General features: G+C 71.7%; 21 protein-coding genes. 11 read left to right on the top strand and 10 right to left on the bottom strand.

Translation table 11 applies throughout. The annotated features are described in order from the left end of the window. The first annotated feature begins 177 nt into the window (after window positions 1-177). A complete protein-coding gene (gene aroA, locus AB0D74_RS10500) occupies window positions 178-1,428 on the top strand; it encodes a 3-phosphoshikimate 1-carboxyvinyltransferase (RefSeq protein WP_362582858.1) in 1,251 nt (416 codons plus the stop codon). Window positions 1,429-1,590: 162 nt separating this feature from the next. On the opposite strand, the gene AB0D74_RS10495 is transcribed toward aroA, so the two are convergent. Beyond that, a complete protein-coding gene (locus AB0D74_RS10495; RefSeq protein WP_362582855.1) occupies window positions 1,591-2,391 on the bottom strand; it encodes a sugar phosphate isomerase/epimerase family protein in 801 nt (266 codons plus the stop codon). Between the two features lie 17 nt (window positions 2,392-2,408). Then, window positions 2,409-3,344, bottom strand: coding sequence for a helix-turn-helix domain-containing GNAT family N-acetyltransferase (locus tag AB0D74_RS10490; RefSeq protein ID WP_362582852.1), 936 nt, complete (start codon window positions 3,342-3,344; stop codon window positions 2,409-2,411). Window positions 3,345-3,742: 398 nt separating this feature from the next. Between AB0D74_RS10490 and AB0D74_RS10485 the strand changes: the two genes are divergently transcribed. Then, a complete protein-coding gene (locus AB0D74_RS10485) occupies window positions 3,743-4,150 on the top strand; it encodes a hypothetical protein (RefSeq protein ID WP_362582849.1) in 408 nt (135 codons plus the stop codon). Window positions 4,151-4,383: 233 nt separating this feature from the next. Here AB0D74_RS10485 and AB0D74_RS10480 read toward each other — a convergent pair whose 3' ends face one another. After that, a complete protein-coding gene (locus AB0D74_RS10480; RefSeq protein WP_362582846.1) occupies window positions 4,384-5,430 on the bottom strand; it encodes a LacI family DNA-binding transcriptional regulator in 1,047 nt (348 codons plus the stop codon). A 260-nt stretch (window positions 5,431-5,690) separates the two neighbouring features. Between AB0D74_RS10480 and AB0D74_RS10475 the strand changes: the two genes are divergently transcribed. The 5 genes from AB0D74_RS10475 (at window position 5,691) to AB0D74_RS10455 (ending at window position 11,082) form a co-directional block, all read left to right on the top strand. Beyond that, complete coding sequence (locus AB0D74_RS10475) at window positions 5,691-6,848, top strand: Gfo/Idh/MocA family oxidoreductase (protein ID WP_362582841.1); 1,158 nt, start codon at window positions 5,691-5,693, stop codon at window positions 6,846-6,848. After that, window positions 6,845-7,999 (top strand): dihydrodipicolinate synthase family protein, encoded by a 1,155-nt coding sequence (locus AB0D74_RS10470; RefSeq protein ID WP_362582838.1) that lies wholly within the window; start codon window positions 6,845-6,847, stop codon window positions 7,997-7,999. Before AB0D74_RS10475 ends, AB0D74_RS10470 begins: the two co-directional genes overlap by 4 nt. Next, a complete protein-coding gene (locus AB0D74_RS10465) occupies window positions 7,996-8,829 on the top strand; it encodes a sugar phosphate isomerase/epimerase family protein (RefSeq protein ID WP_362582835.1) in 834 nt (277 codons plus the stop codon). Before AB0D74_RS10470 ends, AB0D74_RS10465 begins: the two co-directional genes overlap by 4 nt. Before the next feature lie 91 nt (window positions 8,830-8,920). Next, window positions 8,921-10,324: an AAA family ATPase gene (locus tag AB0D74_RS10460; RefSeq protein ID WP_362582832.1), complete on the top strand. Its 1,404-nt coding sequence runs from the start codon at window positions 8,921-8,923 to the stop codon at window positions 10,322-10,324. Next, the gene (locus AB0D74_RS10455; RefSeq protein ID WP_362582829.1) at window positions 10,321-11,082 is read left to right on the top strand and encodes an HNH endonuclease; all 762 of its coding nucleotides are present in this window, start codon (window positions 10,321-10,323) and stop codon (window positions 11,080-11,082) included. The genes AB0D74_RS10460 and AB0D74_RS10455 overlap by 4 nt, the downstream gene beginning before the upstream one ends. Here the strand turns inward: AB0D74_RS10455 and AB0D74_RS10450 are convergent. Then, entirely contained in the window at window positions 11,072-11,281 is a 210-nt protein-coding gene (locus AB0D74_RS10450; RefSeq protein WP_362582826.1) for a DUF397 domain-containing protein, read from the bottom strand. The two genes, AB0D74_RS10455 and AB0D74_RS10450, sit on opposite strands and share 11 nt — an antisense overlap. After that, on the bottom strand, window positions 11,268-12,092 hold the full coding sequence (locus AB0D74_RS10445) for a helix-turn-helix transcriptional regulator (RefSeq protein ID WP_362582822.1): 825 nt from the start codon (window positions 12,090-12,092) through the stop codon (window positions 11,268-11,270). Before AB0D74_RS10445 ends, AB0D74_RS10450 begins: the two co-directional genes overlap by 14 nt. Window positions 12,093-12,221: 129 nt before the next feature. On the opposite strand from AB0D74_RS10445, the gene AB0D74_RS10440 reads away from it, so the two are divergent. The 4 genes from AB0D74_RS10440 to AB0D74_RS10425 all read left to right on the top strand — a co-directional run bounded on the left by AB0D74_RS10440 (window position 12,222) and on the right by AB0D74_RS10425 (window position 14,416). Further along, window positions 12,222-12,425, top strand: coding sequence for a hypothetical protein (locus tag AB0D74_RS10440; RefSeq protein ID WP_362582819.1), 204 nt, complete (start codon window positions 12,222-12,224; stop codon window positions 12,423-12,425). Then, the gene (locus tag AB0D74_RS10435) at window positions 12,422-12,694 is read left to right on the top strand and encodes a hypothetical protein (protein WP_362582816.1); all 273 of its coding nucleotides are present in this window, start codon (window positions 12,422-12,424) and stop codon (window positions 12,692-12,694) included. The genes AB0D74_RS10440 and AB0D74_RS10435 overlap by 4 nt, the downstream gene beginning before the upstream one ends. A gap of 46 nt (window positions 12,695-12,740) precedes the next feature. Then, on the top strand, window positions 12,741-13,832 hold the full coding sequence (locus AB0D74_RS10430) for a MerR family transcriptional regulator (protein ID WP_362582813.1): 1,092 nt from the start codon (window positions 12,741-12,743) through the stop codon (window positions 13,830-13,832). A gap of 233 nt (window positions 13,833-14,065) precedes the next feature. After that, window positions 14,066-14,416, top strand: a complete 351-nt coding sequence (locus AB0D74_RS10425) for a hypothetical protein (RefSeq protein ID WP_362582808.1) — start codon at window positions 14,066-14,068, stop codon at window positions 14,414-14,416. Window positions 14,417-15,025: 609 nt separating this feature from the next. Here the strand turns inward: AB0D74_RS10425 and rbsD are convergent. The 5 genes from rbsD to AB0D74_RS10400 form a co-directional block, all read right to left on the bottom strand. After that, window positions 15,026-15,415 carry a D-ribose pyranase gene (gene rbsD, locus AB0D74_RS10420; protein WP_362582806.1) on the bottom strand — a complete coding sequence of 130 codons (390 nt, stop codon included), beginning with the start codon at window positions 15,413-15,415 and terminating at the stop codon, window positions 15,026-15,028. Then, window positions 15,412-16,314 (bottom strand): ribokinase, encoded by a 903-nt coding sequence (locus AB0D74_RS10415; RefSeq protein ID WP_362582804.1) that lies wholly within the window; start codon window positions 16,312-16,314, stop codon window positions 15,412-15,414. Before AB0D74_RS10415 ends, rbsD begins: the two co-directional genes overlap by 4 nt. A gap of 111 nt (window positions 16,315-16,425) precedes the next feature. Next, window positions 16,426-18,372: a substrate-binding domain-containing protein gene (locus AB0D74_RS10410; RefSeq protein ID WP_362582801.1), complete on the bottom strand. Its 1,947-nt coding sequence runs from the start codon at window positions 18,370-18,372 to the stop codon at window positions 16,426-16,428. Next, window positions 18,362-19,894: a sugar ABC transporter ATP-binding protein gene (locus tag AB0D74_RS10405; protein WP_362582798.1), complete on the bottom strand. Its 1,533-nt coding sequence runs from the start codon at window positions 19,892-19,894 to the stop codon at window positions 18,362-18,364. Before AB0D74_RS10405 ends, AB0D74_RS10410 begins: the two co-directional genes overlap by 11 nt. Next, window positions 19,891-20,946, bottom strand: a complete 1,056-nt coding sequence (locus AB0D74_RS10400) for a LacI family DNA-binding transcriptional regulator (RefSeq protein WP_362582795.1) — start codon at window positions 20,944-20,946, stop codon at window positions 19,891-19,893. The genes AB0D74_RS10405 and AB0D74_RS10400 overlap by 4 nt, the downstream gene beginning before the upstream one ends. Between the last annotated feature and the right edge of the window lie 12 nt (window positions 20,947-20,958).

The raw sequence follows: 20,958 nt of genomic DNA, 5'->3' as shown, positions 1-20,958 counted from the left end.
GAAGTCGGGAGCAGGAGGACTGACGGGACGCATGTGACACCGCCCGCCAGGAGCGCCCCGTCAGGGGCGCGGGGAACTGCGCGAACAACCCCCACCGGCCCGCACCCGACGCACGACCCGTTCCACCTTGTGGAAACCCCCCGCACCTGAAACCCCCGAGCGGCGATCATGGGCGGCATGCCCCTCGTCGCGATCCCCGGCTCCAAGTCCGTCACCGCCCGCGCCCTCTTTCTCGCCGCCGCCGCCGACGGAGTCACCACCCTCGTCCGCCCCCTCCGCTCCGACGACACCGAAGGCTTCGCCGAGGGCCTGACCCGGCTCGGCTACCGCGTCGGCCGTACCCGCGACACCTGGCAGGTGGACGGCCGCCCGCAGGGCCCCGCGCTGCCCGAGGCCGAGGTCTACTGCCGGGACGGCGCCACCACCGCCCGCTTCCTGCCCACCCTCGCCGCGGCCGGCCACGGCAGCTACCGCTTCGACGCCTCCGCGCAGATGCGCCGCCGCCCCCTCGCCCCGCTCACCCGCGCCCTGCGCGACCTCGGTGTCGACCTGCGCCACGAGGCGGCCGAGGGCCACCACCCGCTGCGCATCGAGGCGGCCGGGGTCGAGGGCGGCGAGGTGACGCTGGACGCCGGGCAGTCCTCGCAGTACCTCAGCGCCCTGCTGCTGCTCGGCCCGCTCACCCGCAGGGGCCTGCGGATCCGGGTGACGGACCTGGTGTCCGCGCCGTACGTGGAGATCACGATCGCGATGATGCGGTCGTTCGGCGTGGAGGTGGCCCGGGAGGGCGAGGTCTACGCCGTTCCGGCCGGCGGCTACCGGGCCACCACCTACGCCGTCGAGCCCGACGCCTCCACCGCCGGTTACTTCTTCGCCGCGGCGGCCGTGACGGGCCGTGAGGTCACCGTCCCGGGGCTCGGGCGGGGCGCGCTCCAGGGCGACCTGGGGTTCGTGGACGTCCTGCGGCGGATGGGCGCGGACGTCGAGATCGCCGAGGGCGGCACGACCGTGCGGGGCACCGGCACCCTCCGCGGCCTCACCGTCGCCATGCGGGACATCTCCGACACCATGCCCACGCTCGCGGCGATCGCCCCCTTCGCGGACGGCCCGGTCCGCATCGAGGACGTGGCCAACACCCGGGTCAAGGAGTGCGACCGGCTCGACGCCTGCGCGGAGAACCTGCGCCGGCTGGGCATCGAGGTCGCCACGGGCGAGGACTGGATCGAGATCCGGCCCGGCACGCCCTCCCCGGCCGAGATCAAGACCTACGGCGACCACCGCGTCGTGATGTCCTTCGCGGTGACCGGGCTCCGCACGCCCGGGATCTCCTTCGACGACCCGGGGTGCGTGAAGAAGACCTTCCCGGGCTTCCACGAGGCGTTCGGAGAACTGGCCGCGGGGTGGGGCATCCCGGCGGCCGGCGCGTGAGCGCGCGGGGCAGCGCGTGACCGTGGGAGTCGGCGGGTGAGCGCGGGTCAGCCTGTGACCGCGGCGGTCGGCTCGTGTCCGCGGGTCAGCCCGTGCCCGCGGGGTCGGCGCGCGCCCGCGGGCCAGCTCGTGACCGCGGCGGGCGGCTCGTGATCGTGGGGGTCAGGCCGATTCGTTGAGCAGGCGGGCCAGGTGGTCGCGGCCCGCCGCCAGCAGGCCGGGCAGCGGGGCCGCGGCCTCGTACCAGCGCTTCTCGTACTCCCAGCACAGCCAGCCGTCCCAGCCGTGCCGGGAGAGCACCTCGACGCACTCGGACAGGGGCAGCACCCCGGCGCCGAGCGGCAGCGGGGTGGTGTCGTCGGCCGAGGCGATGTCCTTGACCTGGACGTAGCCGAGGTGCGGGGCGAGCGCCGCGAAGCTCTCGGCGGGCTGCTCGCCGCCCAGCCAGGTGTGCATGACGTCCCAGAGCGAGCCGACCATGCGGTGGCCGACCGGGCCGAGGATCCTGATCGCCGCGGCGCCGGTGCGGTGCGAGTCGTGGGTCTCCAGCAGGACCCGCACGCCGAGCGCGGCGGCGTCCTCGGCGACCGTGCCGAGCCGCCGGGCGGCGATCGCGTCGGACTCGGCGGCCGGCAGCGCCGGGTCGGCGCCCGGGAAGACGCGGACGTAGGAGGCGCCCAGGTCGTGGGCGAGCTGGAGGAGTTGGCGCGTCTCGTCGAGGACCGGTGCGTCCTCGCCGGGCGCCGCGAGGCGCGCGTACCCGGCGACGCCCAGGACCTCCACCCCGGTCGCCTTGAACTCGGCGGCCACGTCGGAGCGCGCGGCCGGGCCGAGCCCGGGATTGACCGGCTCCTCCGGGTGGGCGCGCAGCTCGACGCCGTGGTAGCCGTGGGCCGTGGCGAGGGCCAGCACGTCCGGCACGGGCAGACCGGGGACCCCGAGGGTGGAGAAGGCGAACTTCATGTCCACCAACCTACTTCTCACTCGCCGGTCGCGTGCAGGTCCAGTCGCCAGTCCTGGCCGACCAGGTCCTTGCCGAAGGAGCGGTGCGGCTTCTCGGCGGTGAGGACGAAGCCGTGCCGCTGGTAGATGCGGCGGGCGGCGGACAGCACGTCGTTGGTCCACAGGACCAGCTCCCGGTAGCCGACCCCGCGCGCGAAGTCGGTCACGGCGGTGACCAGCCGGTCGCCGACGCCGAGCCCGCGCGCCTCCGGCTCGACGAGCAGCAGCCGCAGCCGCGCGGTGCCCGGGGCGTCGTCCCGTACGCACATCACGCAGCCCACCGGCCGCCCGGCCCACTCGGCGATCCAGGTCCGCTCCAGGTGCGGGTCGTGGTCCTCGGCGTAGTCGGCGACGATCCGGGCGACGAGCCCCTCGTAGTCGGCGTTGAAGCCGTACTCGGCCGCGTACACGGCGGCGTTGCGCTGCACGATCCAGCCCAGGTCGCCGGGGTGCGGCTCGCGCAGCACGACCTCGCCGGAGCCTTCGGGGGCGTGCCCGTCGCCGAGGATCGTGCGGATGGTGCGCATCGCCTCGGCGAGGCGGGCCCGCTCGCCCCGGTCGACGGCGCCCAGGAGCGAGCCGACCGATGCGCGGGCCCGCTCGTCCAGCAGCTCGGCGGCGGACCGGCCGCCCGCCGTGAGGGAGACGCGCCGCCGCCGCGGGTCCTTCTCCGAGGGAGCCCGCTCGACCAGCCCGGCCTCCTCGAACTTGTTGAGGATCCGGCTCAAGTACCCGGCGTCGAGCGCGAGATCGGACCGCAGGTCGGCCGCGTCCGTGTCGGCGGCGTGCGCGAGCTCGTAGAGCACCCGGGCCTCGGTGAGGGTGTACGGGGCGTAGAGGTGGCGGCCGTAGTCGAGGGCGCCGATGAGGTTGGTGTAGAAGCGGTTGAAGGCACGGATGTCCTGGACGGTCATGGCGGGATCCCGATCGTTGACTGAGTCAGAGATATCGCGTCTCCGAGGCTATCCCGCCACCCCGCCCGGCCGGAAGGCGTCAGCCCGAACGGCGGCTCCGCAGGCTTTACTTGTTCTTTTTTGCTTGGTCCTGGTCCTGCTTTTGACTTCGTCGCGCCCGCGCCGTAGGTTTATACACGAACGTCACTTATGTCCGTTTCAACGAGGACGTGACGTGGTCCGCCGGAGAGCCCGGACAGGGTGCGGAGAACCGGCATCGCGGGCGGCGGACGCGCTCAGGGCTGCGCGCAGGCTCTGGAGTGCACGCAGGGCGGCCGGCCCTTGCGACACACGGCGGCCGTCGTCACACAACCACACCCTCGGAGAGGGGCGAAACCATGCGCGCGCACACCACACGTATGAAGAGGGTCGCCATCGCTGCGATTTCGGCACCCATCCTGGCGCTCGGCGCCGGAGCCGGAATCGCCAGCGCGGCCACCCACGCGGCGCCCGACCACGTCGTCTCCTACCAGGACAACGGCGGTGGCGGTGGCGGCGGCGGCCATGGCGGCGGCGGTGGCGGTGGCCACGGCGGCGGCGGTGGCGGCGGCCATGGCGGCGGAGGCTACGGCGGCGGCGGTCACGGTGGCGGAGGCTACGGTGGCGGCGGCTACGGCGGCGGTCACGGTGGCTACGGTGGCGGCGGCTACGGCTACGGCGACCGCGGCGGTCACGGCGGCTATGGCGGCTGGGGCGGCTGGGACGACGACTACGGCTGGGGCGGCCACGGCGGTCACGGCGGCGGCTACGGCGGCTGGGGAGACTGACGTCGCACTGACATAAAAGGACGGATCCGGGTGCCCGACCTTCGGGCACCCGGATCCGTGCGTGGAACTTCTTGCCCCCAAGGGGCGTCCGGGGCATCTGAGCCGTGCCCCCGGTGAGTCAGCGCCCCGAAAGGGGCGCGGGGAACTGCGCGACCAGCCACGACGGCGCCGCGGCCGACAGGATCGCTACTCCCTGCGGAGCGCCTGAGCGGAGCGCTTGGGCGGAACGCCCGTCACGTGCGAGGCACCCCCGACGACCCCCGCACCATCAGCTCCCCCCGCACCGTCGCGATCCCGCCCGGCGGCGGCTCCTCGCGCCCCATGGCGATGCGGCCGGCCCGCGCCCCCGCCTCCGCCAGCGGCAACCGCACCGTCGTCAGCGACGGCACCGCGTCGATGCTGAACGGCAGGTCGTCGAAGCCGGCCACGGACACGTCCGCCGGGATCCGCAGCCCCGACTCCCGCAGCGCGGCGCACGCGCCCAGCGCGACCGAGTCGTTCGCCGCCACCACCGCCGTGAGCGAGGGGTCCCGGCGCAGCAGCTCCAGCGTCGCCTCGTACCCCGCCCTCCGGTCGTACCGCCCGTGCACGGTCCAGCGCGGATCCTCCTCGATGCCGGCCTCGGCCAGCGCGGCCCGGTGGCCCTCCAGGCGGTGCCGGGTGGTCGTCCGCTCCTCGGGGCCCGCGATGTAGCCGAGGCGCCGGTGGCCGAGCCCGATGAGGTGCTCGGTCAGCTGCTTGCCGCCGCCGCGGTTGTCGAAGGTCAGCGCCACCGCGTCGGTGTCCGGCGCCGGCGGCCGGCCGCACAGCACCACCCGGGTCCCGGCGTCCGCCAGCTTGCGCAGCTTCGCCGCCACCGCCGCCGCGTGCGGCGCGTTCTCCACGGCACCGCCGGTCAGGATCACCGCCGCCGCCCGCTGCCGTTGCAGCAGGGTCAGGTAGGTCAGCTCCCGCTCCGGCGACCCCCCGGTGTTGCAGGTCACCGCCAGCCGTTCGCCGCCCGCCCGCCCGCCGGGACCGCCGATCTCGGTCTGGATCGCGCTCGCCATGATCCCGAAGAACGGGTCCGCGATGTCGTTGACCAGGATGCCGACCAGGTCGGAGGTGGCCGCCGCGAGCGCGCTCGCCGGCCCGTTGAGGACGTAGTCCAGCTCGTCCACCGCCCGCAGCACCCGCTCCCGCGTGGACGCCGCCACGGGGTAGTTGCCGTTCAGTACGCGCGACACCGTCGCGGGCGAGACCTGGGCGCGGGCCGCCACGTCCGCCAGGGTCACCGTCATCTCGTCGTCCTCCGGTCACGCATCTCGTCGTACGTCGTCGTACTCCGGCTGATCAACCTGATCAGCGGCCCGATCGACAGCTTGTTCATAGGAAGCCCCCTTGCCGTGCAGACCATAAGGCCATTCACTCCTGTTGTTCGCCCCCTCGAACAACTCGACCCCATCACGCTCTTGTACAGACCAGGGGTCAAAGGCTAGCTTCAGACCATATAGAAAGCGCTTGCTGCGTCACTGGGACGCACGCGGACGAAGGGAAACACGTGAACCGCAAGACGGTGCGTATCGCCATGAACGGCGTCACCGGGCGCATGGGCTACCGCCAGCACCTCGTCCGCTCGATCCTCGCCCTGCGTGAGCAGGGCGGACTCGACCTCGGCGACGGCACGGTGCTCTGGCCCGAACCGGTCCTCGTCGGCCGCCGCGAGCACGCGCTCCGCGAGATCGCCGACCGCCACGGCCTGTCGGACGAGCACATCTCCACGGACCTGTCGGCCGTCCTGGCCGACCCCACCATCGACATCTACTTCGACGCGCAGGTCACCTCCGCCCGCGAGGAGGCCCTCCAGCAGGCCATCGCCGCCGGAAAGCACATCTACACCGAGAAGCCCACGGCCACCGGCCTGGAGGGCGCCCTGGAGCTGGCCCGCCTCGCCCACGCCAAGGGCGTCAAGTCCGGCGTCGTCCAGGACAAGATCTTCCTGCCCGGCCTGCTGAAGCTGAAGCGGCTCATCGACGGCGGCTTCTTCGGCCGGATCCTCTCGGTCCGCGGCGAGTTCGGCTACTGGGTCTTCGAGGGCGACTGGCAGGAGGCCCAGCGCCCGTCCTGGAACTACCGCGCGGAGGACGGCGGCGGCATCGTCGTCGACATGTTCCCGCACTGGGAGTACGTGCTGCACGAGCTGTTCGGCCGGGTGAAGTCCGTCCAGGCCCTCACCGCCACCCACGTCCCGCAGCGCTGGGACGAGAACGGCAAGCCCTACGACGCGACGGCCGACGACGCCGCGTACGGCATCTTCGAGCTCGACGGCGGCGCCGTCGCCCAGATCAACTCCTCCTGGGCGGTCCGCGTCAACCGCGACGAGCTGGTCGAGTTCCAGGTGGACGGCACCGAAGGCTCAGCGGTCGCCGGCCTGCGCAACTGCCGTGCCCAGCACCGCAGCGCGACCCCCAAGCCGGTCTGGAACCCGGACATCCCCGCCACCTACGCCTTCCGCGAGCAGTGGCAGGAGATCCCCGACAACACCGAGTTCGACAACGGCTTCAAGGCCCAGTGGGAGCTGTTCCTCAAGCACGTCTACGCCGACGCCCCCTACCACTGGGACCTGCTGGCCGGCGCCCGCGGCGTGCAGCTCGCCGAGCTGGGCCTGAGGTCGTCGGCGGAGGGCCGCCGCATCGACGTACCGGAGATCGAGCTGTGACCATCCACCTCCCCGCCCCCGACGGGTCGTTCCGGGTCTACGAGCCGCGCACCGAGCCGCTCGCCGTCACCCCCGGCACCCCCCTCACCTCCCGTACGGTCTTCTCGGCGGCGCACGTCGTCGCCGACCCGTTCGCCGACACCAACCCCGACGCGCCCGCCGCCGTCGACTGGGACGCCACCCTCGCCTTCCGCCGCCACCTGTGGTCGCACGGCCTGGGCGTCGCCGAGGCGATGGACACCGCCCAGCGCGGCATGGGCCTGGACTGGGCGGGCGCGGCCGAGCTGATCCGCCGCAGCGCCGCCGAGGCCCGTGCCGTCGGCGGCCGGATCGCCTGCGGCGTCGGCACCGACCAGCTCACCGGCCCGGCGACCCTCGCCGAGGTCCGCGCCGCCTACGAGGAGCAGCTCGCCCTCGTCGAGGAGACGGGCGCCCAGGCCATCCTGATGGCCTCCCGGGCGCTCGCGGCGGCGGCCACCGGCCCCGAGGACTACCTCGACGTCTACGGCCACCTGCTGCGCCAGGCCGCCGAGCCGGTGGTCCTGCACTGGCTCGGCCCGATGTTCGACCCGGCGCTGGACGGCTACTGGGGCTCCGCCGACCTCGACACGGCCACCGACACCTTCCTGGAGGTCATCGCCGCCCACCCCGACAAGGTCGACGGCATCAAGGTGTCGCTGCTGGAGGCCGGCCGCGAGATCGACATCCGCCGCCGCCTGCCGCAGGGCGTCCGCTGCTACACCGGCGACGACTTCAACTACCCCGAGCTGATCGCGGGCGACGAGCAGGGCTTCAGCCACGCCCTGCTCGGCATCTTCGACCCGCTGGGGCCGCTGGCGGCCGAGGCGGTCCGGATCCTGGACACGGGCGACACGGCGGGCTTCCGTGCCCTCCTGGACCCCACCGTCGAACTCTCCCGGCACCTCTTCCAGACCCCCACCCGCTTCTACAAGACGGGCGTGGTCCTCCTGGCCTGGCTGGCCGGCCACCAGACCCACTTCACGATGGTCGGCGGCCTCCAGTCGGCCCGCTCGCTGCCGCACTTCGCGCGCGCCTACGAACTCGCCGACGGCCTGGGCCTGTTCCCGGACCCCAAGCTGGCCGAGGAACGGATGAAGACCCTCCTCGCCCTGTACGGAGCCGCTCGATGACGTCCCTGGACCGCTTCTCGATCAACCAGATGACCGTCAAGCAGCTCTCGCTGCCCGAACTGGCCGACGCCTGCCTGGACCTGGGCGTGCCGGGCGTCGGCCTGTGGCGCGAGCCGGTCCGGGCCTACGGCCTCGACGCGACCGCCAAACTGCTGCGCGAGGCGGGCCTGACCGTCACCACCCTGTGCCGCGGCGGCTTCTTCACGGCGATCGACCCGGACGAGCGGGCCGCCGCGCTCGCCGACAACCGGCGGGCGATCGAGGAGGCCGCGACCCTCGGCACGGACACCCTCGTCCTGGTCTCCGGCGGCCTGCCGGCGGGCTCGAAGGACCTGCACGGCGCCCGGGAACGCATCGCCGACGCCCTCGCCGAACTCGGCCCCTACGCCGAACAGCACGGCGTCCGCCTCGCCATCGAGCCCCTGCACCCCATGTTCGCCTCGGACCGCTGCGTGGTCTCCACCCTCGCCCAGGCCCTGGACCTCGCGGAACGCTTTCCGGCCCACCAGGTCGGCGTCACCGTCGACACGTACCACATCTGGTGGGACGACCAGGCACCCGCACAGATCGCCCGGGCCGGCGCGGGCGGTCGCATCCACACCTTCCAGCTCGCCGACTGGACCACCCCGCTGCCGGAGGGCGTCCTCAACGGCCGCGGCCAGATCGGCGACGGCGCGATCGACATGCGCGAATGGCAGGGCTACGTGGAGGCCGCCGGCTACACCGGCCCCATCGAGGTCGAACTCTTCAACGACGGCCTGTGGGCGCGCGACGGACGGGAGGTGCTCGCCGAGACCGCGAAGCGATTCGAGGCGCACACGGTGGACTGACGGGTCGGTGGCCTGCCCGTTTCCCGCACTGCCGGGCAGGCCACGGCCCTAGGATCGGGTGTGACACCCGAGCGAACGGACGCCGACGACCATGTACGTCAGCCGGATCATCGTGAAGGACATCAAGTCCTTCCACGGCCCCCGCGAAGTCGACCTCACGCTGACCCGCCCCGACGGAAGTCACGCTGGATGGACGGTGCTCGCGGGGCGCAACGGCTCGGGCAAGACGACGCTGCTGCGGGCGATGGCGCTGGCGCTCAGCGGGCCGGGGGTGGCCCGCAGTCTGGTGCCGGTGTTCGAGAACTGGGTGAGTGAGCAGAGCACGGCGGGTGAGGTCGAGGTCGAGATCAGCCGGGACACGGGGCACGACCGCTTCTCGCAGGGCCGCCCGCCCGCCGGTCCCTTCCGGGCCGGGTTGCGTTGGAAAACGCCCCGCGACGGCTTCGCGGGCAGGGTTCCGGTCCGCCGGGGTACCCCCCTGCCCGGACTCGACGAGATCAAGTACACCAGAGGGCAGACGAGCATCGCCCGCCGTGGTCCGTGGGCGGACAATCCCGCGGGCTGGTTCTCCGCGGCCTACGGGCCGTTCCGGCGGATGGCCGGCGGCTCGGGCGAGGTACAGCGGCTGATGCTGGCGTCGGGGCCCGTGGCCCGGCACACGAGCCTCTTCCATGAGGACGCCTCACTCGCCGAGGGGGTCACCTGGCTGATCGAGCAGCATCTGCGCGGGCTGGAGGGCAGATGGGGTGCGCGGGAGCTGAAGGCGTTCGCTCTGCTGCTGCTCGGAGACGGGCTGCTGCCGGACGGGTACCGGATCAACGACGTCGACTCGGAGGGGCTGTGGGTGGAGCGGCGGGACAGCCGCTTCCCGCTGCGGGAGATGAGCGACGGGTTCCGTACGGTGGCGGCGCTTGTCGTCGACATCCTCAAGCAACTGCACGACGTGTTCGGTGAGCACATGTGGGAGCCCGACTTCCGGGAGGGCGGATTCGGGTCGGCTACGGTGACGGCCCCCGGCGTCGTCATCATCGACGAGATCGACGCCCATCTGCACGTGTCCTGGCAGCGCCGGATCGGCCCCTGGCTGACCGCCCACTTCCCGCGTATCCAGTTCATCGTCACCACGCACAGCCCCTACATCTGCCAGGCGGCCGACCCCGGCGGCCTGATCCGGCTGCCCGGCGTGGACGAGGCCCGCCCGCCCGAGGTCATCGACCAGGAGCTGTACGACCGGGTGGTGTACGGCAGCGGCGACGACGCCGTCCTCTCCGACCTCTTCGGTCTCGACACGCCCTACTCCGAGCGGGCCGAGCAGGCGAGGGCCGAGTTCGTGGAGCTGGAGGCGGAGATCTACGACGGGGTCCCGTCGGCGGAGGCGCTCGCCCGCTACCGGGAGCTCAAGGAACGGCTCGCCAGCTCGCCGTCGGCCCGGGTGGACGAGGTGAGCGCGCACCTCCAACGGATCGCGGAGGAGATCAAGGACGAAGCGGAGTGATCCGGCTTCGGCGTGCCGTTCTGCCGGCGGCCACGACGGAACGGCTCAGGGACTACACCGACGACATCCGGCAGCAGGCCACGGAGAAGGAACGCAAGGACAGGGCGAAGGAACTCTGGGAGAGCCGTCGGCGGGTCCGTCCCGCACTTCTCATGGGGCTCGCGGAGATGGCACCCGGCCACGAACGCTGCATGTACTGCGGTGACGGCCAGGGCACCGACATCGACCACTTCGAGCCGAAGAGCCTCGCCCCGCTGCGTACCTTCGACTGGCTCAACCACCTGCTCGCCTGTTCGTTCTGCAACAGCAACCAGAAGCGGAACCTCTTCCCCACCGGGGCCGACGGCAGCCCCCTGCTCGTCGACCCGACAGCCGAGGACCCCTTGGACCATCTACGGCTGGTGCTCCCGCTCGGCACGTACCGGGGCCTGACCGACCGGGGACGGGCCTGCATCGAGGTGTTCGGCCTCAACGCGCGAGCCGTCCTGGTCAAGGGGCGCGTGGATGCCTACGCCACGGCCAGGCACTCCATCGAGCTGTGGCGCATAGCCATGGACAAGGGGCAACGCGACAAGGCGACGGAGATCGTCCGGGTCGCCTGGAACCGCCCCCTCATCGATGTGCTCGTCGCCATGTTCCACCAGTCCGGCCACCCGGCGGCCGATGCCCTGTTCGTGGCGGAGGCGGAGACCCTCGCCCTCCTCCGCGACCCCGAACTGCGCACCGCTTTCCTGCACTTCCGGGGCGTCAGCTACTGAGATGCCCGTCCCGCACGGCCCCTACGAACGCGGCCCAGCCGCCCGCCGAGAACACCAGCGCGGGGCCGGTGGAACCGGCCTTGCTGTCGCGCACGGGGACGGTGACGTGACCGCGGGCGATCTCCAGGCAGTCGTCGTTGGTGCCACCGCTGTAGCTGGACTTGTACCACCCGGTGGCGATGGGCTCACTGCTGGCCATGTGCGTGTTCCTCCGCTGCCGCTCTGACGACGGCAAGTGACTGCTGGTGCGACAACGCGTCGCTCAAGGCCAGAGCGTAGGCCGTCTGGCTGGCACTCACCAGCGCCGGATCGTCCATCAAGTTGCCGGTGAGAAAGCCTTCGACGTAGGCCACAGGGGCGGAGTCCTCAAAGCTCATGAGCGTGAGGTAGCTCTGCAGGAGAGCGTGTGCTCCGACACCGTACGGAAGCACATGAAGCCGTAGTCGCCCCGCCTCGGCCATGTCCGCGATCTTGTGCAACTGTACGGCCATGACCTGGGCGCCGCCGACGTGGCGCCGCAACACCGACTCGTCGAGTAGCGTCCAGATGACCGGCTGGTCGGGGCCGTCGAGGATTCGGCGGCGTTTTGTTCGGTTGACGAGGAACCCGTCAAGTTCCTCAGCCACATAGGTCGGCCGGTACGCGCGGAAGAGTGCACTTGCGTAGTCCTCGGTCTGGAACACGCCGGGAACCAACGACAGCGCGAACTGCTGGATCACCGTCGCCTGTTGCTCCAGCTCGGCCACGGCCGCGAAATAGTCGTTGTACTTCGAGTCCAGGTCCTGCAGCCACCGTTCGAAGAACCCGTCCGTCTTGATGGCCCGGTCGATCCGGCGCGCGTCATCCGGCTTCGGCAGCCGCCTTCCCGCCTCGAAGTGGCTGATCAGCGTGGGCGAGCACACGACCAGCTCGCCCAGTTCCTCCTGGGTGAGACCGGCGGTCGTCCGCCGCAGCCTCAGCTCCTCCCCGTACTTCTCCCGTTGCGTCCGAGGCTTCTGGCGCTCGCTCATGCGGCCAACTCCCGTTCCTGACAAAGGCTCTGTCAAGTCCCCGCCCCTGGAAGCGTAGCCACTCCCGACCCCACTCTGTGAGGGAATCGCCACACAGTGAAGTCACCGCAGGTGAGAAAGCAGGTCGGCATGACGCATCTCCTGGCCCGGCTGGTCGAGCCGTTGCTCCGGTTCCTCCTGCCCGCTCGCGGGCGACGGCGCCGCAGGGCGGTCGTGCCGCTCGCGTACACATACCCGTACTCGTGCCCGTACGTCGGCCGTGAAGCCCCCTTGCGCGGCGAGGACAGCCCGCTCGTCCGGCCTTATCTCGACCACGTGGAGATCTACGCGTGAACGGGCGTCTGCTTCCGTGGACCGGCGCGGACGGCAAACCGGGGTATCTCGTGGGCGACGGGACGGGATACGTCTCCCGGCTCGCCGACCGGATCGAGAGTGTGCACCTCGCTATGGCGGACGACCTGCTCGACCACGCGGCCGAACTCCTCGCCGAGCAGCGGCTGACCGCCGAGGAACTCCGTTACCTGGCCCGGCGGCTGAGCGAATCGCTGCGGGACGTCAAGCGTGTCGCCGAGAGCAGGGGCGCGCGGCTGCCGCGTGGTTGACCCTCGACCTTGTGCAGGGCCCAGAGTGCCGGGTGTGGAGAACGACATGCGCAGCATCGGGGAGCTGGCCCGCGACAGCGGCCTGGGCGTGAGTGCCCTGCGGTTCTACGACCGGGCCGGTGTGCTGGTCCCGACCTGGGTGGATCCGGTGAGCGGTTATCGCTGGTACGAGCCGGAGCAGTTGGAGGAGGCCCGGCTGCTGGCCCGTCTGCGCCGGGCCGGGATGCCGCTGGCGGACATCCGGCTGGTGCTGGCCAGTTGGTCCGGTGCGGACACCGATCTGGTCCGGGAACTGTTCAAGGCGCACCTGCGCCGTCTCGAACTGGGGCTGTCCGACGCCCGCAGCGAGTTCTCCGCGCTCCGCGCACTACTCGATCACCGGGAGAACGTCATGACCTCGCTCCGTATCCCCGCCGTCCGGCTGTCCGTCGCCGCGCCGGAACTGGCAGCCGCGCTGGACGCGGTCCGTTTCGCGGTGAGCACCGACCCCGCACTGCCGATGCTCGGCGGTGTGCTGTTCGACGTCGAGGGCGAGAGCCTGCGTGTCGTGGCCACCGACCGGTACCGAATGGCGTTCGCACGGGTCGGCGTCGCCGGGCATGACGGGGGCCGGGTGCAGGTCGTCGTACCCGGCCCGCTCGCCGACGCGATGCGAGCACTGTCGGACGGCGAGGGGCCGGTGCGACTCTCGCTCGACGGTGACCGTGTGACGTTGGAGGCCGGGGACCGGCAGACGGCCGGCCGGTGTCTCGCCCACGAGTTCCCCGACTACCACCGTCTCCTGCCCCGGGCCGGTGGCCGCCGTGCGGTCGTCGAGGTGGCGGCCTTCCGGCGGGCCCTGGAGACGGGGCCCGTCCGCTCCGGGGAGGCCGGGGCGCCCGATCTCAGCGTGCTCGGGGTGGCGGACGACGGCGCGGTGACCCTCTGCGCCGATGCCGACGGGGCCGATGCCGGTGAAGACCCGAACCGCGTCGCCGTCAACCGCGAGTTCCTGCTGGCCGCGCTTGCCGCGCTGGCCTCCGGGGCCCGCGACCGACTGGTTCTGGAGTTCGGCGCGCCCACCGCGCCGATCACGATCCGCCGACCCGACGACGAGAGCGCCTTCTCGCTTCTGATGCCGGTCCGGCTGGAGGGCTGACGGCACCTGTGTGAGGACTTCTTCACACAGGTCTTTTTTATATTCCCTGTTCACGGGTTACGGCCTTTTTCAATTTGCTGTGTTTCACCTGTCAGTTCAGGTTTTTTCCATTCGGTTGGAACCGCGCCCTGCCTGCTCGTGTCTATAGGATTCGAGTCAGCCGCAAGGGCGAGCAAATGGCCCGGGATTGCGGTTGGAAAAGGCAATTGATAACCAAGGAGTTCTCTGTGAACATGCGTATCGCCACCGTCGCCGTGGCCTCCGCCGCCCTCGTCGCCGCCGGTGCCACCGCCGCTGTCGCCGCCCCGGCCCCGGCTCCCTCCATCACCCTCAAGGCGAGCGCCGGCACCGTCCGCCTGGGCGATGTCGTCACCTTCACCGGCAAGGTCGACGGCGTCAAGGAGGGCAGCAAGGTGACCCTCCAGGTCAAGGACGGCAAGAAGTGGGTGTCGCTGCCCGCGACCGCGAAGGTCTCCAAGGCGGCCTACAAGCTGACCGACAAGTTCGACAAGAAGGGCGTCGAGGTCCTGCGCGTCAAGGACGGCAGCGCCGTCTCCAAGAACGTGTCCGTCACGGTCCGCTGAATCCGCCCGCGGCGCGCCGCGGCTGAATAGTCGGTTTCCCCTGACCGGCTTCCCCGAGAGCCTGCCCCACCCCGTCCGATCCGGGGTGGGGCAGGTGTCGTCGGGACGCCTGCGCGTTCGCCGAATCCTATGGATCCTATGGGTGGCCTGTCCTGGCGGTTCTCTTAGATTGTCGTTAATTCGCCTAGAACGTAGAGCACGGTGTTGTCGTTGGCCGACGTCTCCGGGACCGGCTGGATGACGTCCCAGTGCTCGACGACCTTGCCGTCCCGGACCCGGAAGATGTCCACCACGACCACCTGCTCGCCGACGCCCGCACCCGCACCTCCTCGCATGCTCCCGGGGGCATGCCCCTGGGTACGACGGCCGCGAAAAAATCTTCAACCGGCGTACAACCCTCCCCCCACCCCGCCGGTCTACTTGGCGTCAGGGCTTTCGGAGGGGGATCCGGGGGGATCGCGGGGGTTCTGATACGGAGGGGAAAGCCGAGGGGGTTCGGTCGACGGACCGGGCCCCCTCGAAGCATGTCCGGGTGCGTGCCGGACACGGGGTTCCGGCCGAGGAGAAGCGGTACGGCGTGCCGCTGGTGTGCCCGGAGCCGTAGCCGCGCTAGAAGAACACCCCGCACCGCAGCAGCACGTTCGCGTACGGCCGGGCCTCGCCGGTGCGTACGACCAGGTGCGCGTCCGCCGACAGGTCCTTCAGCCGCTCGTGCGGGACGAGGGCCAGGTCGGGGAAGTGGCCGTCGAGGAGTGCGGCGGCGGCCGGGTTGGCCCCGTGCATCTCCGTCGCCGCCGTCGCGCCCTCCACGACCAGCTCGGCCAGCAGCCCCTCCAGCACCTCCGCGAAGGACGGCACCCCGGCCCGGAAGGCGAGGTCCACGACCCGCGGCCCCTTCGGGATCGGCATCCCGGCGTCGCACACCAGCACCCCGTGCCCGTGCCCCAACTCGGCGAGCGCACGGGAGAGATGACGATTGAGGATCCCGGCCTTCTTCACAGCGCCCCGACCTCCGCCGCCGTCGGGTACGACTCCTGCGCACCCCGCTTCGTCACCGCCGCCGCCCCGACCCGTGCCGCGTACGCCGCCGCCTCGGCGAGCGACGCGCCCGCCCCGAGCCGTACCGCGAGCGCCGCCGTGAACGCGTCCCCGGCGCCGGTCGTGTCCACCGCGTCCACCTTCACGGAGGGGACGTGCGAGACCCCGTCGCCGTCGGCCACCAGCGCACCCTCCGCGCCCAGCGTCACCACCACCGACCTCGGGCCCTTGGCGAGCAGCAGCCGCGCCCAGTCGGCCGGTTCCTCGCTCACGCACGCCTCGCCGAGGATCACCCGCGCCTCGTGCTCGTTCACGATCAGCGGGTCGCAGGCCGCGAGGACCTCACCGGGGAGGGGCTGCGGCGGGGAGGGGTTGAGGACGAATCGGCTGCCGGGGGCCAGGTTCCGTACGACCTCCAGCACCGTCTCCAGCGGGATCTCCAGCTGCGCGGAGACCACCCGGGAGGCGTGGAAGAGACTGACCGCGGCCTGCACGTCCGCCGGCGTGAGACGGCCGTTCGCGCCCGGCGAGACGACGATGCTGTTGTCCCCGGAGGGATCCACGGTGATGAGGGCGACCCCCGTCGGCGCCCCGCCCACCAGCACGCCCACCGTGTCCGCACCCGCCGCCCGCTGCGAGTCGAGCAGCAGCCTGCCGTGCGCGTCGTCGCCGACCCGGGCCAGCAGGGCGGTACGGGCACCGAGCCGGGCAGCCGCGACCGCCTGGTTGGCACCCTTGCCGCCGGGGTGCGTGGCGAGGTCGCCGCCGAGCACGGTCTCACCCGCGCCCGGCCGCCGCTCGACACGGATCACCAGGTCGGCGTTGGCCGAACCCACGACCAGGAGGTCGTAGTCGTACATCGGTTGACTCCCTAAACGGACTGGACGGACCAGGCGGCTGGACGGCTGGGCGGCGGACGGAGCGAGGCGGCCGGGGGCTCAATTCAACCGCCCGGCCGCCTCCCTGGTGTCTCAGCCCGTAAAACCGGCCACGTTGTCCTTCGTGACCACCTTCACCGGCACCTTGATCGCCGACGGGATCTTCTGGTCCTTGACGGCCTTCAGCGCGTTGTCCACGGCGATCTTCCCGAGCTGGCTGGGCTGCTGGGCCACCGACGCGTACAGCGTGCCGTTCTTCACCGCGGTCAGGCCGTCCGGGGTGCCGTCGAAGCCGATCACCGAGACCGACGAACCGGCCTTGGAACCCAGCGCCTTGATGGCGCCGAGGGCCATCTCGTCGTTGGCGGCGATGACGCCCTGGACGTCCGGGTGGGCCTGGAGCAGGTTCGACATCACGTCGAGGCCCTTGGTGCGGTCGAAGTCGGCCGGCTGCTGGGCCACCACCTGGATACCGGGGTAGGCCTTCAGGCCGTTGGCGAAGCCCTGCGCCCGCTCCCGGGCGGCGGAGGTGCCGGCCTGGCCCTGCAGGATCACGATCTTGCCCTGGCCGCCGAGCTTCTCCGCGATCGTCTTCGCGGCCAGCTCACCGCCGGTGACGTTGTCGGAGGCGACCAGCGTCGCCGTCTTCGCGTTGTTGACGCCACGGTCGACGGCGATGACCGGGATGTCCGCCTTGTCGGCGGCCTTCACCGAGTTGCTCGCCGCGTCCGAGTCGACCGGGTTGACGATGATCGCGCCCAGCCCCGAACTGGTGAAGTTCTGGAGCTGGTTGGCCTGCTGCGAGGCGTCGTTCTGGGCGTCGGTGACGGTCAGGTCCACGCCCTGCTTCTTCGCCTCGGCCTGGGCACCGGCCCGGATCTGCACGAAGAACGGGTTGTTGAGGGTGGACAGGGACAGGCCGATCTTCGGGTTGCTCGACGAGGAGCCCGTGTGGAGCAGCGAGGTCGCGGCCACCAGGGCCACCGTGACGGCCGCGGCCAGCGCGTACGTCCCGGCCTGCTTCCCCTTGCTGCCCCCGGTGCCGGCGGCGAGCGGGGTGGCCCCGGCCTTGCGGCGCAGGGTGTCCAGGAGGACGGCCAGCGCGATGACGACGCCGATGACGACCTGCTGCCAGAACGCCGAGACGTTGAGCAGGTTGAGGCCGTTGCGCAGCACCGCGAGGATCAGCGCGCCGATCAGCGTGCCGGACGCCTTGCCGGTGCCGCCGGCCAGCGAGGCACCGCCGATCACGACCGCCGCGATGGCGTCCAGTTCGTAGCCGTTGGCGGCCTGCGGCTGCGCCGAGGACAGCCGGGCGGCCAGCACGATGCCGGCGACGGCCGCGAACAGCCCGGACAGCGCGTAGATGGCGAGCTTCTGCTTGTTCACCCGCAGCCCGGACAGCCGGGCGGCCTCCTCGTTGCCGCCGATCGCGTACATCGAGCGCCCGATGTAGGTCCGGCCGAGCACGAAGGCCGCGATCAGCCCCATCAGGACCATGACCAGCACCGGCACCGGCAGCCAGCCGCCGAGGGTGTCACCGAGGTGCGAGACCGAGTCGGGGAAGGCGATCGGGGAGCCCCCGGAGATCACCAGCGCCAGACCGCGCCCCACCGACAGCATCGCGAGCGTCGCGATGAACGGCGGCAGCTTGCCGTAGGCAATGAGGAAACCGTTGACGAGACCGGCCGCGATGCCGGTGGCGACCGCGAGGACGACGGCCAGGAACACCGGCACCCCGTGCGAGGTGGCGCTCCACGCCAGCACGGTGGCCGACAGGGCCGCCACCGAGCCGACCGACAGGTCGATGCCCGCCGCGACGATCACGAACGTCGCGCCGAACGCCAGGATGGCCGTCACGGCCGCCTGGACGCCGACGTTGAGCAGGTTGTCGGTGGTGAGGAAGTCCCCGGACAGCGCCGACATGGCGATGACGAGAACGATCAGCGCGGTGAGCGCGCCGTTGTCGAGGAGCAGCCGGCGCACGCCGGAGACGCCACCGGCGCCCGCGTTCCCGCTCTTGAGCGTGTCAGTGGCCACGTCCGGCCTCCTTGTCGGTCTTGTCAGTCGTGGTGGGGGTGCTCACGGCGAGGGACATGACGGCGTCCTGGGTGGCGTCCTCCGCGGCCAGTTCGCCCGCGATCCGGCCCTGGGCCATCACCAGCACCCGGTCGCTCATCCCGAGGACCTCCGGCAGATCGCTGGAGATCATCAGCACGGCGGCCCCGGCGGCCGTGAGTTCGTTGATCAGCTGGTAGATCTCGACCTTGGCGCCGACGTCGATGCCGCGCGTCGGCTCGTCGAGGATCAGCACCTTGGTGTCGGCGAGCAGCCACTTGCCGATGACGACCTTCTGCTGGTTGCCGCCGGACAGCGTCCGCACGTGCTGGCCGAGCCCGGCCATCCGCACGCCCAGCTGCCCGGCGATCCGCTCGGCGGCCACATGCTGCCCCCTGAGGTCGACGATCCCGGCCCGGGTCGCCTTGCGCAGCGTCACAAGGCCGAGGTTCTCCTCGACGGAGGCGTCAAGCACCAGCCCCTGCCCCTTGCGGTCCTCGGGGACGAGCCCGATCCCGGCGGTCATGGCCGCGTTGACGTCGTGCCGCCGCAGCGCCGCACCGGAGACCTTCACGGCCCCCTTGTCGTACGGATCGGCCCCGAACACGGCCCGTACGACCTCCGTACGGCCCGCGCCCACGAGCCCGGCGATGCCGACGACCTCCCCGGCGTGCACCTCGAAGCTCACGTCGTGGAAGACGCCGTCCCGGGTCAGCCCCTCCACGGACAGCAGCGCCGCACCGGCCTCGCCCCGCTCCCGCGGGTACTGCTGCTCGATGGACCGCCCGACCATCAGCCGGACCAGCTCCTCCTGCGGGGTGACGGCGGGCACCTGGCCCACGCTCTTCCCGTCACGGATGACGGTGACCCGGTCCCCGAGGGCGGCGATCTCCTCCAGGTGGTGCGTGATGAAGACGATCCCGACCCCGTCCGCGCGCAGCTGGCGCACGATCGTGAAGAGCTTCTCCACCTCCTCCGAGGTGAGCACGGCGGTCGGCTCGTCCATGATGAGCACGCGCGCGTCCAGGCTGAGCGCCTTGGCGATCTCGACCATCTGGAGGCGGGCGATACCGAGTTCACGGACCCGCGCGCGTGGCGACACGTTCACGCCGACCCGCGTCAGCAGGACCTCGGCGTCGGCCTCCATCCGCTTCCGGTCGATCATCCCGAAGCGGCGCGGCTGCCGCCCCAGGAAGATGTTCTCGGCGACCGTGAGGTCGGGTACGAGGTTGAACTCCTGGTAGATGGTGGCGATCCCGAGCCGCTCGGAGTCCTGCGCACCATGGATGCGCACCTCCTCGCCGCCGGCCAGGATCCGCCCCGCGTCGGGGGTGTAGGCGCCGGAGAGCATCTTGATGAGGGTGCTCTTGCCCGCGCCGTTCTCACCGAGGAGTACGTGCACCTCGCCCCGGCGCAGGTCGAAGTCGACGCCGTCGAGCGCGACCACGCCGGGGAAGGACTTCCGTATGCCCTCGATACGCAGCAACTCGTCCGGGTTGCTCACGACGTGCTCCTTTGCACAGGGGTGGGGGACTGCGGGGGGTGGGGGTCGGGGATCTCGCCGCGGCCCTCGCCGCACGAACGGCGGACGACGAGCCGGGCGGGGAGGGTGACGGACCTGGGCGGCCGGCCCTCGATGCGGTCGACCAGCGCGCGTACGGCGGCCCGGCCGAGTTCGCCGGTGGGCTGGGCGATGGCGGTGACGGGCGGGTCGGTGTGCACGAACCAGGGGATGTCGTCGAAGGCGGCCAGTGCCATGTCACCTGGCACCCGAAGCCCCCGCGCGCGCACCGCGTCCAGTGCCCCCAGCGCCATCAGGTTGTCCGTGGCGAACACGACCTCGGGCGGCTCGGGCAGGTCGAGGAACCCCTCGGTGACCCGCCGCCCGCTCTCGGCCTGGAAGTCGCCCTGGCCTATGTAGGCGTCGGGGAGGGGGACGCCGTACTCGGCGAGGGCCTCGCGGAAGGCCTGGACACGTTCGCTGCCGGTGGTGGTGGCCGCCGGCCCGGCGATGATCGCGACCCGCCGGTGCCCCAGCCCGCACAGGTGGGCGACGAGGTCGCGGATCGCGGCCCGCCCGTCCGCCCGCACCACCGGCACGTCGACGCCCGGGATCCACCGGTCGACGAACACCATGGGCGTCCCGGCCCGCGCCGCCTCCAGCATCAGCGGCGAGCCGCCGTCGGTGGGGGAGACCAGCAGCCCGTCGATCCGCCGGTCGAGCAGCGTCCGTACGTGGTGGTCCTGGAGCTCCGGCCGCTCGTCGGCGTTGCCGATGATGACGCTGTAGCCGAGGGCGCGGGCCGCCTCCTCGACCGAGCGGGCCAGCTCGGTGAAGTAGGGGTTCATCACGTCGCTGATGACCAGGCCGAGGGTGCGGGTCTGGTCGGTGCGCAGGGAGCGGGCGACGGCGTTCGGGCGGTAGCCCAGCGCCTGTACGGCGGCCAGCACGCGGGTACGGGCGTCGTCGCTGACCGACGGATGGTCGTTCAGGACCCGGGACACCGTGGCGACGGAAACGCCCGCCTCGGCGGCGACGTCCTTGATACTCGCCATCGCCGCTCCACC

The sequence above is a fragment of the Streptomyces sp. NPDC048278 genome (genome assembly GCF_040652195.1).
In the GTDB taxonomy this organism is placed as follows: domain Bacteria; phylum Actinomycetota; class Actinomycetes; order Streptomycetales; family Streptomycetaceae; genus Streptomyces.
Note: the sequence above shows the minus strand (reverse complement) of the source record. Positions and strands in the feature narration are given on the sequence as shown.